The following is a 15870-nucleotide window of genomic DNA, read 5'->3' as shown; positions in this document are numbered from 1 at the left end:
AATAAAAACAGAGAAACGACTGTGGTTGTAAAACAAAGTATGAGCGAATCATTACTGCCAGAACACACCAACGGGGTAACCTTGTCGCTTGCCGAGTTGTTGCAGTACAAAGCGCAAACTGTACGCTGGTTACCTCCAGCCAAGAGCTTATGGTCACAACTTAACGGCCAGCATAACAGTGCGCAAAAAGGTCGTGGGATGAATTTCTCGGAGGTTCGCCAATATCAGGCCGGTGACGACATCCGTTCTATCGATTGGCGCGTCACGGCAAGGACAGGAAAACCACATACCAAGCTATTCCATGAAGAAAGAGAGCAACCTATCATGCTCTATTTAGATTTTGGAAAGTCGATGCGCTTTGGTTCTAGATTGATGCTTAAATCTGTCCAAATGGCCCATATGGCAAGCCTAGTTAGTTGGTTGGCAATAGAACAGAAGGACAGAATTGGTGCCATTCTAGATTCCGGAAGTGCGCTATTTGATATTAAGCCCACGTCGCGAAATAAAGGGCCACTGCAACTATTTAATCAACTGATTAAAATGCACAACCAAATACTAGACACCAATGTTGAAAATGAGCCCTCGTTTTCGAAGGGCTTGGCGGCACTACATCGGCTATGCCCAAAAGGCAGTGAAATCATCATATGCAGTGACTTTACTCGGTTCGATCACAAGGCTGACAAAATACTACTGACACAACTGCGTCAGCACAATAGAGTTCAGTTTATTCAGTTTTATGACCCTTTAGAACTCGGGCAAACCACATTCAGAGGTATAGAGAAAGTAACAAATGGCCACCAGACTCAATGGCTAAATTTTTCGACGAAACAAAACAGGGAGAAACTGGAAAGCGCATTTCAATCTGAACAACGTAAAATCGCTTCTTTGTGTCGCTCGCTTGCGATACCTTATTACTCCATATCCAGTGCTGAACCCTTAATTTCTCAAATTGCCGGAACCAATCAATGACCGAAGCAACTGCTGTAGCCCATCCACTTTCTTTAGAAGCGATACACCTCCCTTCCGTTCCAGGGTTCTGGCCTTTTCCGTGGGGATGGTGGAGCTTATTAGCCAGTTTTATCTTTACCATATTATTTGTCATCGTCATTTGGAAATGGCGAAAACGAAGACTAAGAGCCAAAAAGGCCGCGATTGCTTTGCTCTCGTTAGAGAAAAATCAGATCACACCATCAGGTGCAATGGAAATATTGAGGCAAGCCGTTCTTAGTTATTACCCAAGAGGACGCGTCGCTCACCTATCCGGCGAGAACTGGTTAGTTTTTTTAGATTCACAGGTTAAGACACCTATTTTTGAAACCCATGAGAAAGAGTGGACAACCGCCTTATATCAAAAGGAATCGAGGGTAAATCGTGACATGCTCGTTGCCCAATGCGAAACCTGGTTGAATGCTGCATTACCGCCAAAAAAGGGAGGCCGTGGGTAACCTCATGCATTTTGAGTTTATGTGGTGGGGGATGCTATTTTTGCTTCCTCTTCCTATATTGATCTATTTTTTTGCACCTTCCGTAAAAGAAAATGCGGCGATAACGTTACCTTACCTTCCAAATGAAGGGAGTATCTCTGCGCCTTCAAATTTATTTGCCAAAATTATAGCAGCATTAATTTGGCTTCTATTCGTTTTGTCATGCGCCAGGCCTGTCTGGTACGGGGAACCGATAGAAAGTCAGCCAAAACATCGTGACATGATGCTTGTTGTCGATCTATCAGGTTCCATGGATACGAAAGACATGGCGTTTGAAGACCAATACATTGACCGTTTAACCGCCGTTAAAAATGTACTTACTGACTTCATCAAAAAGAGAAAAGGCGACCGATTAGGTCTTGTTCTTTTTGCCGACCATGCCTATCTACAAACCCCCTTAACACTCGACCGGCACACGATCACTTCTCAACTAAACCAAGCAGTACTAGGGTTAGTAGGCAACAAAACCGCCATTGGCGAAGGAATCGGCTTAGCCACCAAGACATTTGTGGATAGTGACGCGCCTCAGCGAGTCATTATCCTTTTAAGTGACGGTGAGAACACAGCGGGTGTTCTAGACCCTCTAAAAGCGGCCGAGATCGCTAAAAAATATAAAACAACCATATACACCGTTGGAGTCGGTGCCGGAGAAATGGTCGTACAAGAATTCTTTATGAGTCGAAAAGTCAACACAGCAAAAGACCTTGACGAATCGTCGCTTACCAAGATTGCAGAGATGACAGGAGGTGAATATTTTCGAGCTCGTAATCAGGATGATTTAGAGAATATCTACAACACTATCAATGAACTAGAACCCATTTCAGGGGCAACCCAAATATGGCGCCCACAAACTGAGTGGTTTAATTATCCATTGGGTATGGCCTTAATACTCTCTGTTGTACTGGTCGTGGGGAGAAAAATACGTGTCTGACTTTATTTTCCTTACCCCTATTTGGTTGCTAGCGCTCATCCCTTTATTTGGTATTTTGATTTGGTTAACTAAAAGTCAATCTACATCAGGATTGATTGCATCACATATAGCGGAACAAATGGGTTTGTCCCCAACGAAGAGTCGAAGCAAGGGCATTATTTTACTTGGATTTGTTTGGTCAATTGCTATCATCGCTCTTGCGGGCCCAAGCATAGAGAAGGTTGCTAAGCCTACTTTTTCTGTTAATTCCGCGCGAATGCTCATTCTAGATATGTCACGTTCGCTTTATGCTCAAGACATCAAACCAAGCCGTCTGGCACAGGTGAAATATAAGGCACGAGATCTCCTCTCTTACTGGGATGAAGGCAGTGTTGGTCTTATCGCCTATGCTGGTGATGCTTATACCATTAGCCCTCTCACATCCGACGCATCGACGCTGCACAACCTTATCTCCCATTTGTCACCAGAATTAATGCCCTATCCAGGTGCGGATGCGGCAAAGGCAGTCGAACTCGCCGTCAATAACCTAAAACAAGCTGGTTACCCTACTGGTGATCTTGTTTTGATTACCGATGACCTTGATGAACAAGAGACGACCGCTATTCAAGAACAGCTTAATGGTTCACAGTGGTCACTATCCATACTTGCTGTCGGTACGGAAGAAGGCGCACCTATTCCAATGAAAGACGGGGCACTTTTGACAAACAGCGCAGGCTCAACCGTCATTGCCAAGACGAGTATGCGTAATATGCAGAATATCACTAGAGCATTTTCTGGTGCCTTTGCTCCGGTACAAACCACTAATTCAGATATCGAACTGATCGCTAAAGCGACAACAAAAGTCGAACTTTCTGACACTAAAAAAGCAAGTCAAGAAATCGAAGAGCGCATCAACAATGGCTATTGGTTGCTCTTACTGCTGATTCTTCCTGCTCTTACGATTTTCAGAAGAGGGGTTCTCTTTGTGCTTGTTATCAGCACGTTGTCGATAGCAACACCACAACAAGTAGAAGCCTCTCCGTGGATAAATAACGATCAACAAGCCTACAAAGATTTTGAATCTAAAGACTTTAAGGCTGCACTAGATAAATTTGAAGATACGCGATGGAAAGCCGCAGCAGCTTACGAGGCAGGTGATTATCAAACGGCAATAGATCAACTCAAAGAGAGGCAGGAAATTGACTCTCAGTATAACCTGGGTAACGCTTATGCTCAGGCAGGGCAATTTGAAAAGGCAATAGAGTCGTATCAAAAAGTGTTGGCCGAACGCCCAGACTTCTCTGACGCAAAAAGCAATCTAGACAAAGTAAAACAAGCCCAACAGCAACAGCAACAGCAACAGCAACAGCAACAGCAACAGCAACAAGATAAGAACTCACAATCAGACAGTCAACCCGCTGATTCACCGAAACAAAACTCCGATAGCGGTACAGAGCAATCGGACAAAAACAATTCTGGCCCTCAGGAATCTCAGGAATCTCAGGAATCTCAGGAATCTCAGGAATCTCAGGAATCTCAGGAATCTCAGGAATCTCAGGATAGCCAACAGAACGCTAATGACAAGTCATCTTCTCAATCTAAAGGCGAATCGACATCAGCGTCAGAAAGCGAACAGTTGCAAGAAGATCAACCTGAAACACAGGCTTTAGCGGAACCGGACAACAGCCAAGCTGTCGACCCTGAACTACGCAAATTAGAGCAAGTAGAAAACGCCAGAGATCCGAGCCAATTGATTCGTGCACAGATGATTTTGCAGGCGCGTGGCAAAGAAACGCCAAAAAATAACGGTAAGAGTTGGTAACATGAAATCGAAAACTAACATTCACACCCTCATTGTAACGGCCACTAGCCTGTTACTACTGTTCTTAAGCCCACTATCACACGCAGCAGTCATCGCTTCTGTCTCCAGTAATTCAATGGCAAAAGGTGACATATTTACCCTTAAGATAGTTTCTGACAATCGAGTAGACTCTGGAGACGTAGATTTTACTGTTTTAGATAAAGAATTCTATATGGGTCGACCAAGCTTTTCCTCTTCGATGAACAGCTTTAATGGCACCCGCTCAACACGCAGTGAATGGACACTATCTCTCGCCCCACTTAAAGCCGGTCGCCTAACAATACCTTCTTTCCAAGTGAAAGGAGAAAAGACAGACCCTATCTCGATCACGTCTCATATTGACCCCACGGTACCAAAATCTGACGATTTCGTTATGTATCAATCACAGCTCAGTAAAAACGAGATCTATCCCGGAGAGATCGCTCAGTTAGATACTAGACTGATCATCAAAACCGATGCAAGACGGGTACAAGATCCATTATTGGTCCCGCCGACGGCTCTAAAGGGGCTCGATATTGAACCAACAGGCACCGCTAATCGATATCTAAGTGTCATTGACGGTATTGAAGCGACCATCATTGACCAAAGCTACCAAGTAACAGCGAACAAAGCTGGTCAGCACTCTATCACTAGCCCAAAATTTACAGCCACTATCCTAGACAGAAACCCCCTGACCGGCACAACAAGATTAATCCCCGTAGACACAGACTCTAAACAAATTGCGCTTCATGTTCTGGATAAACCAACTGATTTTGTCGGCACATGGTTACCAAGTCCAAATCTCACCCTGTCTCAAAAATGGCTCGACGATAACGGCAATGAATTAACTAACGTGGAAGAAATAAACACGATGGCAGGTTCCGCCATTACTCGAGAAATAGTCATCACGGTGGAGGGAATCGCCCAGTCACAGTTACCGAACATAAAAGTCAACTATCCTAGCGATATCCGTTATTACGATGAGCAGCCCAAAATAATACAAGATGGTAATCAGGTTTCAATGACGATTAAGCATGTGCTCATTCCAAAAATGGAAGGCCATGTTAACCTTCCGTCACTCACTTTGAATTGGTGGAACACAGTAACAAAACAAGTACAAACAGAAAAACTGGCTGGCTTGGTTCTCGCTATCAAACCAAACGAAAACCCAAGCATTACACTCGATTCTAATGACAATCAACTCGCTCAGCCAGTTCAAGTTACAACAGAAACCGTCGTTATCAAAGAGCCCGGTATTTGGCCATATCTCACCGTATTGGTTTCTGTACTTTGGTTGATTACCGTCGCACTCCTTTTAAAAAAGAATAAAAACAATGCACCCAAAAAACCAGTCGAAGACAAAGACACCGAGACTTTTACTAATCTAATTGCTTCAATCAAAGAGAAAGATGGATTGAGGGCGCAAGCAAATATGACGTTGTGGTATAAAGAAAATTCGGGTGTAGACCAGACGATTAAAGCTCAAATAGATGACGAGTTAAGTGCGATGATTGCGTCTATTTACGCAGAAGAAACCTTATCTTGGCAGGAAGATTCTTTGATTACATTGCTTAAGAGTGCAAAAAAAAATCTCTCCAGAAAAAAAAACGAGCCGCCGAGTTTAGCGCCTCTGTAGCCCATTATCGTGACGATACGTTGAGAACATAGATTCAACTCGATTCAATCAGTTCTTCAACGTATTGATTCCATAATTTCAGCAGCTCACCAGACTCCGTCATTTCTTTCATCACCTGCTCAATTTTTATAATCGTTTCTGAATGCCGTTCATTTATATAATGAAAACCACTCTGAACCTTTATCAACTCAGGTATGGCTTCGATGTTGGTATTAGGGTGCCTTTTAAATTCATAACGGGCATTGATTTCACTCACAACGCCAACGTCCACTTTTCCTCTATCAAGCTGCTTTATCAGTATATTCACGTCTTTAAAGAAGTAGATATAAGGGTTTCCCGCAGCGAACTCATTAGTATGTCTGACCCCTTTTACTACCGCTAATTTGCATTCTTCTAACCGATTGACGTCAACAACTTGATGATCCTTGTGTACATACAACCTTGTTTTTACATAACCTAACGGATACGGGATTCGATATAGGCCGATCTTATCGGTCCCATAAGAAAGAATACGCATAATTTCGCCATCTTTTTCACCCATCCCAGCTTCAAACGAGGCACGTTTGCCAGGCAACTGCGTGATTGTCATCTCTATACCTGCTCTTTCATACACTAGAGCAAGTAGTCTCTCGGCAACACTTTGAATGGGACTATAAGCAATTCGTGCGTATTCAAGCGTATCGTCGCTATACCCCGATCTCGGTAAAATAAGAAACGTCAACAAAACCAAATACAGTGACTTCATCGCTACACCATGTACCATTTCGTGTGCCTAACAATTAAGTATAAGCATCATCCGTTATTTTCGGCATTATTAATTTGCTTTTATTAACCTGTCTTTCGCTCATGGCTTAGGCTCTATTGATCTTTCAAGGTGACCTCGCAGAGAAGGATCAATAGAACTCAATAATCAGACCACTTTTTCTGGTGCTCCATCAATCAGATAACGAGGCCCATCGCCTTGTAGAGCAGCTTCATCATTAGGGTTGAACAAACTGCAGCTTTTCAATGAAAGGCATCCACAACCGATACAGGAATCAAGATTATCTTTTAACCTTTGCATCTCCGTGATCCTTTGATCGAGCGTATTTGCCCAATTTTTAGACATTTTTGCCCAATCTTTTTTGGTTGGTTGTCTACCGTCAGGCAAGGCGTTAAGCGCGTGTTTTATTTCTTCTAACGAAACTCCCACTTTCTGTGCAGCACGGATAACTGAAATAGTCCTTAATGTGGCCGCATGGTAGCGTCTTTGGTTGCCATGAGTACGGATAGAACGGATCAGGTCTTTGGATTCATAAAAGCGTAAAGTCGACGTCGCTACTCCGCATCGTTGAGCCGCTTCGCCTATCGTAAAAAAACGCGGATTAACCTTCATTTCAATGTCCATATATAGAAGTAATTAAAGTTAAATTTAACTATAGGTTTATATTGTCACATTTCAATTAACAAAACGAAAAAAAGCCCATCTTTTACGATGAGCTTCGGCACAAATGGTTTAGGGTGATATAAAGTCGAGTTAATGACATCGATAATTGGTTGCCAGTTCCGACACATTAATTTGACCTAGGAACTGGCAAGTACTGTTTAAAACTTCGCTTTGAATGTCTTCGCTTGGCACTGAGCAAGTGTCCCAACGGAACCGTCTGTTACCTCTTCTGCATCAACTTTCACTGTTTCGTCAAGCATGACCTCAGTCCACCCTTTGACATTATTAGTAAAGCTAATGTCATCCGATAGTTGTTCTGTTTCAGATGGATTATACAGGCGTAAGACCAATGCATCGTCATCTTCTGCCTTCTTCAAGACACTAATAACAGCACCACCTTCCTCCTTGTTAAGCAAGCTATATGTTAACGGAAGAACCTGATCCCCAACATTCAATTTCATCGCGTTGTATGGAATCTTGTTATAACAGACTATTGGTGTCACATACTCGCGAGCTTTCGCCATGACGTTTGCACAGATATGATCACCGGTAAAACCGAAGAGTGCAAACTCACATACCAACCTACCCCTTACTTGAGAATCTGGAGCGGGTATCTTGATCCCAGATGGGCGCCCTGGGCGCAGAAGTAAATTTTCCTTACCTAATACACCAACAGAACGGAACAGAGTAAGAGCAAATGTATCACGAACCCCTGAATGTTCACCGGCAATCACTTCAAACTCGCGCAACCCGTTAGTAAATATTGCCATACCGGCGTTGTCATTTTGCACCGCAGCAAAGTTCATCAATTGATAAATAGGCACCGGCGCTTCTTTCCATTTCTCTTCTTCCCACACTTGCATTGCAGGGTCATCAACGGGACGAGTGATACAGCCAAATTGATTATCTGCCACAACCACTTCTGGAGTGAAAGGGGTAGGTATGAGAACACGAATACGATGGTCATCGGCTTGGTTATCAAGTTCTATACGGATTTCTATGCGACGTGCATTGTCTTTGAGAACCACTTGGCACTTCACATCAACATAGCCATTTTGACCCGTGCGAGCTTCACGTTCTGTCAGATTATCAGGCACGTTCATGCGAAACGCGATGTCCGCAACAGATTGGAAACCCTCACGTTTGATGCTTGTTTCTACATCAAACTCATTCGAATACAGAAGCCATTCTTTACGCGATGGCGAATAATCGTATTCATCACCATCATCAGAACCATCCTCTAAACGAAGGACTTGTTCGAATGTTTCGTTGGTCTCTTTATCAAAGACAGACAAAGTGCCATCACTATTTACGGTAATTTTATAGAAACTATTTTCAAGCTTGTCTGCTTTCTGTTCTGCGACTTTTACAGTACCGCTCTCATTGGCTTGAATATGCAGTGTTGTGTAACCCATCGCGGGTACTTTAATGTTCAGTTGGATATCAAATTCCATAAACGGGTCATAGTTACCATAATGAACGATTTGACGATCAACTTTGCCCGGGTCTATTTGACGTTTATCTTGAACAAAATACTCTATTTGGTTGCCATTATCATCAAAGATAGAGAATTCTTGAGCACGTATAGTGACCATTGTATTGACAACGTCATTACGTTCATAAGGCATCAAGTTAAAAAACGCGAGCTTATCGCAATCACCCTGCGCTGGCATATGGTCAACAATCTTACGCTTGTAAAAATGGATAAGGTTCGTTGCCATATCATCGGCAAGAATGTAACGGTTGAGGATCTCCGCGTGAACCTTATCTGAACAACAACAGCCGATTGAATCGTGGGCATGATTTTTCATGCTCTCCTTCCACATCTTTTCAATAAGACCATGATGATATTCGAACCCTAACGTCCAGGCGATAGAAGCCAAAGGCTCCAGAATATTAACTATTTTATTCTCAATTTCGGCATGAATAAGTTTAATATCCATACGAGTTGACGAAATAGAACGGTGAACACGCATGTATTTACCATCGTTAAACTCGCCTTTAATTGTATCTAATTGATCACGTATTGCTTCGATCTTCTCAAATACTTCTTCATAGCGGCTCATATGGAATTCGCGATCTGGATAGATTTCACGGAGCTTATCTATCACATCGAAGATGTCCTTTTGGATAGGCATCTGATCGTGACCGTTTGGAAGTAAAATATCTTTAGTAACAGACGCGGCTTCTAAAACTGGGAAGTACTTATCTAAACGAGCACGCAAACCGGCTTCATCTGTTGGCAAGTATTTACCAATAGCGTATCCCAAAGGTAGAACCTGCGCGGTCACTTCGCTGCCATCGTTACTTTGCCACAAAAACTCCGTTTTATTGGTACCATGACGTTCACTACAACCACGCCAAAACATTGTGCGATCAATACCAAAACCGTTATATATCATCGGCAGTTGTGAACTCATAGAAAACGAATCTGGTAGATAGCCAATCTTCATCACATCACCTAGCTGAAGGCAATCACGAATACCATACATCATGTTACGAACAATAGACTCACCCGATACTTGCATTGTATCTGTCTGAGAATACCAAGGGCCGATAATCAATTTGCCGGCTTGAACTAAGGCTTTAACACGTTCAGTATTCTGTGGTTTTATTGCAAAATAATCTTCTAGTACTGCAGTTTGGCCGTCAAGTACGTAGTATTTGTATTCTGGATCACTTTCTAAACGAAGCATGATCTCTTCCATGTTATTCACGAGAAGAATGCGCGATTCCTCAGTTGTGAAATACCATTCACGATCCCAGTGCATGTGAGGAGTGATATGAACGCGTGATGTAGTCATTATTGTTACCTGATGTGGTCGCTATTAGAGTGCTCAAAGGCGGTGGCTTTGAATCTTGCTCGTCAGCAAAAATTAGAATTTTTAAAAGGTTATATGGGCGCAATATGTGCTGAGATTTAGAGAGTAGATAGCGTGTTATCTTGATCTCTAGTCTTCAGCATCATCTCTGAAAGCTCAGGATTTAAACCAACTCGCGACTCTTTCGAAGAAAGAAGGTGACGCAGTCTTCACACTTATCACTGATGGTGTTGGTGTTGGCTCAGCGTTTACTGCCGGTGCTTCTTCGTCTTCATTTTGGGCATCAAAGATAGCCAAAATCTCTTCCGCCGTTGTGGCGTTCAACACGGCTTCTCGAACATCATCATCAACCAATGTCGATGTTAATGCGGTAAGCAAATGCATGTGGGTTGAACCTGCTTCTGCATTTGGAATAGCGATAAGAAAGATAAGGTTTACATCTTCGTCTTCATCATCTTCATCGATACCAGGCCACTTTAACTCTTCGGTGAGGGTTGCAACGGCAAACGCCGCTTCTTTTACTGCATTTGTTTTACCATGCGGAACAGCCAAACCTTCACCCAAAGCGGTTGCACCATGTGCTTCACGTTCAAATACAGCTTCAAGATATTCTTCAAGGTTATGTAACTTACCTTGTTGGTTAAGTTGTTCTGCAAGCGCTCTAATCGCTTCATCTTTACTAGTGAATGTCGTTTTTATATTGATTAGCGACGCATCGGTAATAGTGGTTAATTTCATGGCCCAGTCTCATCATCGTCAAAGAAATAAGTGTCGATAACACGGTCAAACATCAAAACTAGCGTAGTTTTAATAAACAATTGTTATCGGTTCTGCAATAATAATACACCAGCAATACAAATTATCCGTGATCAATACCACGCTTTGATACAAATTTGTATTCTTGTTGTATTGTATATAGAAAACATGATTAGATTTGAGTTGTGTTATCGTAATTAATTTGTATCATGTAAACAATAAGAATATAGAATTACACTGCCAAAATTAAAGAGGTAGGCATGGCCAGACTTCCAATGTACCGTCAAATTTCTGATGCAATCCGCGAAAAAATCGGCAACGGTGAATATAAGGTTGGTGAAGCCCTGCCTACTGAAGCCAATTTACGTGAAGAGTTTTCAGTCAGCCGAGTTACGGTTAGGCAAGCATTAAAATTACTCATCGAAAATGGAGAGTTAGAGAGCGTTCAAGGCAGCGGGACATACGTAAAAGCCAGTAAGGTAAATTATGATATTTATCAGCAAACTAGCTTCAAAGAAAAATGGGCACATCTGAATGTCTCGACCCACAGCGACGTGATTGCATTTGAAATCACATTGCCCAACCTGAGTATGGCAGAGCATCTAAATATCACAGAGGATGAGCGGATATTTTATATCAAACGTGTACGATATTTGGACGATAATCCTATTACTGTCGAAGAGACATGGATGCCACTAAGTCTATTTCCAGATTTGACTTATGAAGTAATGCGAAACTCAAAATATGACTATATTGAAAATCAAAAAGGTATGATCATCGACCGGAGCGAACAAGAAATTGTTCCAGTGCTTCCACCCGAAAAAGTCTCAGCCTTACTTGGAATAGACCCTTCTCAGCCGATAATTGAAAAACGTACCCGTGGCTATTTATTGGACGGAACGGTATTCGAATACAGCCGCAACTATTTTAAGTCAACCGACTATAAATTTACCCTGATAGCAAAACGCCATAAAGGGTAAGCAAAAACAGAGTGTTTACTTCGCACAATAAACCAGTTAAAGCTGGTTTATTGTTTTGAATATTTTGGCGCTTGTTTAAAACTCTAACTATTAAAGCGCAATTATTACACTATTACTTCTATATCAAACACGTTAAGTTGACGACAATAGCAACGATCTGATATCTATGTTATCTCTCACTAATTCAGATGGTTAACCGTGTATGAAGTCTATAAAAATAGTATTATCAAATACATTACTTGCTCTTCTTTCATTACTCATTTCTGGGTGTTCTTATTCAACAATCCAAACATCAAAAGCCATCATTTCAGATCCACACTGGCACACTGGCACATTAGAAAACGGACTAAAATACTCTTCTTATTACTTGGAAGGTGAACCTGTAGAGATGCGTTTACTTGTAAAGGTTGGCAGCTACAACGAAAACTTGTACGAACTTGGTTATGCTCATTTTTTAGAACATATGGCTTTTAATGGCAGCAAACATTTTAAAGACAACCAACTTATTAATAAATTTGAACAAGAAGGCATAACCTTTGGTGCCGATCTCAACGCTTATACTGACTATGAAGTCACCAGTTACCAAATGTCATTGCCAGACAACCACAAATTCGACGATGCTTTAACTTGGTTTCGTGATATTGGCGATGGATTGACGTTATCACCAGACCAAATTGAACGAGAAAAAAATGTTGTATTAGGTGAGTTTAGAGTCTCCAATACCAATGAAGTCCCACTGTATGATCAAATATATGACGAGCTTATAAAAGAAGCTGAACTATCTAGCTATGATCCATTAGGTAGTGAAGACCACATAAAGACAATAAATAAAGAAAAGCTGGCCAATTTCTATAACAAGTGGTATCTCCCAAACAATACAGAAATCATTATCGTTGGCGACATCTCACCACAAAAAGTAAAACAAAAGGTTAAAGACTTATTCTCTGACTGGTCGTCAAGCACAATGCCGACCAAATTCAAAATACAGCTGGAACACATTAAGGATACTGTACCAACAACATTTGCAGTCCCTACTTCAGATCCAGCATCAATAACGCTGCTACAACCTCTAGGAACGTCACAAGAACAAACTCGACTCGACCAACAACGCATTCTTAATTACATTCTTGCCTATCAAGCAATACAGTATCGCTTGGAGAGCAAAGCGTATGAAAAATCACTTAATACTGATTATGTTTTCGTCGGCGATTTCGATCTATTTCAAGTTAAGTACGGAGAATTAACCGTCGGTTTTTCTGAAAAAGATCGAGAGAAATCGCAAGCGTTTCTCGCAACAGAACTGGCAAATTTGCGTGACCAAGGTATGAGCCAATCGGAATTCGCTATTGTATTACAAACGTTTAATAACGCATTTGATGAGATTGAGAGCGACTATAATAATAGAACGTCTCTAGAGGTCATTAACGAAAAAGAAGCCTCTATTTTAACTGGGAATCCTTATCAATATATTCAAGATACCAAACAGAGCTTTCAACAATTCTTAACTGAGGCTAACTTAGCCAAAACAAATGAGACCATTAAAATAACACTCCGAGCAAATCATCAAAAAATCATATTTGGTACTCCAACGTTGATCGAGTCGCTAGACTTTGCACATTTTCCAACACATAAATATTTCGACACATTCAATACTATTTTTTCTCAAACGAACAACAAAAAACCAACCGAAATCAACAATAAACCGCTTTCGATATCTCTTCCTGCTGGAAAAATATTGTCATTCGAGACGATAAAAAAGGACCTTCATAAGTGGAACTTAGAAAATGGCATCGAAGTCTGGTTAGCGCAATCAGAACAAGCGGAAAATAACGTTTATATAAACTATATCAGCGAAGGCGGATTGTTAAGTGTTGATAAACGCTTCAATCCTGCCTACAACCTGTTGTTAGAAACCTTACAACAAAGTGGCCTTGCAGGATTAAATGTTACCGAGCTGCAAACAAACCTAATAAGTCATGCCACCGATATTTATCCATTCTTAAATATTAATACTCATGGATTTCAAATAGATACAACAAATAAAAACCTAAACAATGCTTTTGCTCTGTTACATTTAAGTGCGACTGAAGCTCAGATTGACCGTTCCCAGTTTGATCTAATACAAAACAGAATCGTCGATGAGAAAAGAAACCTACAACAGTCGCCGATAGGCGCCTATTATTTTGATTTACAAAGAGAGCAATACGGCATAAACAGTGCAAATACGAGCTCAACACCGAATGATATCGCCGCTGTAACTGCGGACTCTTTAGACGAACTTTATCACTTGTTGTTTCGTACTGAACATCCATTTCGACTCGTATTAGCGGCAGACATCACCCCAGAAGAGCTCACACCATACCTTGAGCAATATGTGGCTAATATAGATTATGCCGCGAAGCGACACAGCGGTCAGGAAATAATGCTTTCTTCACATAAAACTGAGTTCGATAGAGCAACATCGAATGAGAACTCCGTCCTTTACGGCGTCTATTTTTCAGAGCAATCATCCGTAGCAGACACCAAGGAGAGTGTTATTAATGAACTAATCTACAAAATCATCGATTCTAGGTATTACCGACTAATTCGAGAAGATAAAGGGTTAGATTACTCTCCCGCCGTTAACCTGAGTAAAATGGACGGTGTTGACACCAGTGAATTATGGTTCGAAATGACATTAGAACCAAAAGATGTCCATCCAGCTAAAGAGGCGATGGTAGAATTATTAACTAACCTTCGTGTCAATGGCGTATCAGAGGAGGAGCTGAAAACAGCAAAAAAACAAGTCACTACCGATATAGCAAAAAACAATGGCGTGACAGACAACTTAGAGAAACTAACGCGTTACCTAACCTTTGGTTATTCTTTGGATGCTTATACTGACCCTAAAATTATAATGGATGGGATCTCAGTCTCCGACCTAAACAAAAGAATAGAGACACTAATAGGAACAAAATCACACCGCATAAACGGATACTTACGTCCACACAATCCTAAGTAAAACCAAATTCTAGGCAAAAAAAACCCCACTCATTGAGTGGGGAAAAGTTTCCATCGCATATTATTATAATAGGTTGCCAGTAATTACGTTATTCGCCGATAAATACGGCGTTATACCAAGTTGAGTAACTTTGTTCTCAATATAAATATCATTCCTAATGTTGTACGAATCATTTTGTAAATTGGTATTGCAATGTGTCGATTGCCACCAACACATCATCGATTCTGTTAACCAAAATCACCATTAACGTAACCTTTCGTACGGTCATCTTGCGGGTTACTAAAGATATTTTTTGTATCATCGTGTTCAACGAGCTCCCCCATCAAGAAAAACGCGGTTCTGTCAGAGATACGACGAGCTTGCTGCATTGAGTGGGTAACAATCACAATGGTGTAATCTTTTTTTAACTCTTCCATCAACACTTCAATTTTGTGCGTTGCAATTGGGTCGAGTGCCGACGTCGGTTCGTCCATTAGAATGACATCAGGTTCCATTGCAATAGTACGAGCGATACATAGACGTTGTTGTTGACCACCAGAAAGTCCAAAAGCGTGGGATTTAAGACGATCTTTCACTTCATCCCACAATGCGGCGCCACGTAAAGAGTCTTCAACAACCGAATCAATGTGTTTTTTATCTTTAATACCCTGAGCCCGGAGGCCGTATGCTACGTTTTCATAAATACTCATTGGGAATGGATTTGGTTTTTGGAAAACCATACCGACCTTGATACGAAGATCGGCAACATCAATATTGCCATACACATCGGTACCATCCATTTCTAACAACCCGGTAATGGTAACCCCTTCAATCAAATCATTCATACGATTTAAACAACGTAGCAATGTTGATTTACCGCAACCTGATGGCCCAATAAGTGCCGTTACTTGTCGAACAGGAATAGGCAGGTTAATAGCTTTTAATGCCTGATTCTCACCGTAAAAAAGATCAAGGTTTTCGATGTTAAATTTGTTCATATTTTCGTCTCTACATTCGTCGATTTCTTCTCGATACA

11 protein-coding genes and 1 pseudogene are annotated in these 15870 nt (G+C 41.4%); 7 read left to right on the top strand and 5 right to left on the bottom strand.

Going from position 1 to position 15870, the window contains the following annotated elements; translation table 11 throughout:
* Positions 1–39 precede the first annotated feature (39 nt).
* From IUZ65_RS21085 to IUZ65_RS21065, 5 genes are read left to right on the top strand one after another with little or no spacing between them, the layout of a single operon-like run.
* Positions 40–969 carry a DUF58 domain-containing protein gene (locus IUZ65_RS21085; protein WP_195705983.1) on the top strand — a complete coding sequence of 310 codons (930 nt, stop codon included), beginning with the start codon at positions 40–42 and terminating at the stop codon, positions 967–969.
* Entirely contained in the window at positions 966–1445 is a 480-nt protein-coding gene (locus IUZ65_RS21080) for a DUF4381 domain-containing protein (protein WP_195705982.1), read from the top strand. The genes IUZ65_RS21085 and IUZ65_RS21080 overlap by 4 nt, the downstream gene beginning before the upstream one ends.
* 4 nt (positions 1446–1449) lie before the next feature.
* Positions 1450–2415 carry a vWA domain-containing protein gene (locus tag IUZ65_RS21075; RefSeq protein WP_443083752.1) on the top strand — a complete coding sequence of 322 codons (966 nt, stop codon included), beginning with the start codon at positions 1450–1452 and terminating at the stop codon, positions 2413–2415.
* Positions 2408–4216, top strand: a complete 1809-nt coding sequence (locus IUZ65_RS21070) for a vWA domain-containing protein (RefSeq protein ID WP_195705981.1) — start codon at positions 2408–2410, stop codon at positions 4214–4216. The genes IUZ65_RS21075 and IUZ65_RS21070 overlap by 8 nt, the downstream gene beginning before the upstream one ends.
* Before the next feature lies 1 nt (position 4217).
* On the top strand, positions 4218–5870 hold the full coding sequence (locus tag IUZ65_RS21065) for a BatD family protein (RefSeq protein WP_195705980.1): 1653 nt from the start codon (positions 4218–4220) through the stop codon (positions 5868–5870).
* A 34-nt stretch (positions 5871–5904) separates the two neighbouring features.
* Here IUZ65_RS21065 and IUZ65_RS21060 read toward each other — a convergent pair whose 3' ends face one another.
* The 4 genes and pseudogenes from IUZ65_RS21060 to IUZ65_RS21045 all read right to left on the bottom strand — a co-directional run.
* Entirely contained in the window at positions 5905–6615 is a 711-nt protein-coding gene (locus tag IUZ65_RS21060) for a substrate-binding periplasmic protein (RefSeq protein ID WP_195705979.1), read from the bottom strand.
* A 165-nt stretch (positions 6616–6780) separates the two neighbouring features.
* Complete coding sequence (soxR, locus tag IUZ65_RS21055) at positions 6781–7245, bottom strand: redox-sensitive transcriptional activator SoxR (RefSeq protein WP_195705978.1); 465 nt, start codon at positions 7243–7245, stop codon at positions 6781–6783.
* Between the two features lie 209 nt (positions 7246–7454).
* Positions 7455–10100, bottom strand: a complete 2646-nt coding sequence (gene mngB / locus IUZ65_RS21050) for a mannosylglycerate hydrolase (RefSeq protein ID WP_195705977.1) — start codon at positions 10098–10100, stop codon at positions 7455–7457.
* A gap of 305 nt (positions 10101–10405) precedes the next feature.
* Positions 10406–10856 (bottom strand): annotated as a pseudogene (locus tag IUZ65_RS21045) (fructose PTS transporter subunit IIA); the annotation flags it as partial.
* Between the two features lie 278 nt (positions 10857–11134).
* Between IUZ65_RS21045 and IUZ65_RS21040 the strand changes: the two are divergent.
* Together IUZ65_RS21040 and IUZ65_RS21035 are read left to right on the top strand one after the other, a co-directional pair.
* Positions 11135–11854 carry a GntR family transcriptional regulator gene (locus IUZ65_RS21040; protein ID WP_195705976.1) on the top strand — a complete coding sequence of 240 codons (720 nt, stop codon included), beginning with the start codon at positions 11135–11137 and terminating at the stop codon, positions 11852–11854.
* 202 nt (positions 11855–12056) lie between these two features.
* Positions 12057–14855, top strand: coding sequence for a M16 family metallopeptidase (locus tag IUZ65_RS21035; protein ID WP_195705975.1), 2799 nt, complete (start codon positions 12057–12059; stop codon positions 14853–14855).
* A gap of 227 nt (positions 14856–15082) precedes the next feature.
* On the opposite strand, the gene pstB is transcribed toward IUZ65_RS21035, so the two are convergent.
* A complete protein-coding gene (gene pstB, locus IUZ65_RS21030; RefSeq protein WP_195705974.1) occupies positions 15083–15832 on the bottom strand; it encodes a phosphate ABC transporter ATP-binding protein PstB in 750 nt (249 codons plus the stop codon).
* Positions 15833–15870: the final 38 nt, after the last annotated feature.

Source organism: Vibrio sp. VB16 (assembly GCF_015594925.2).
GTDB lineage: Bacteria > Pseudomonadota > Gammaproteobacteria > Enterobacterales > Vibrionaceae > Vibrio.
This window is presented reverse-complemented; position numbering and strand designations above follow the sequence as displayed.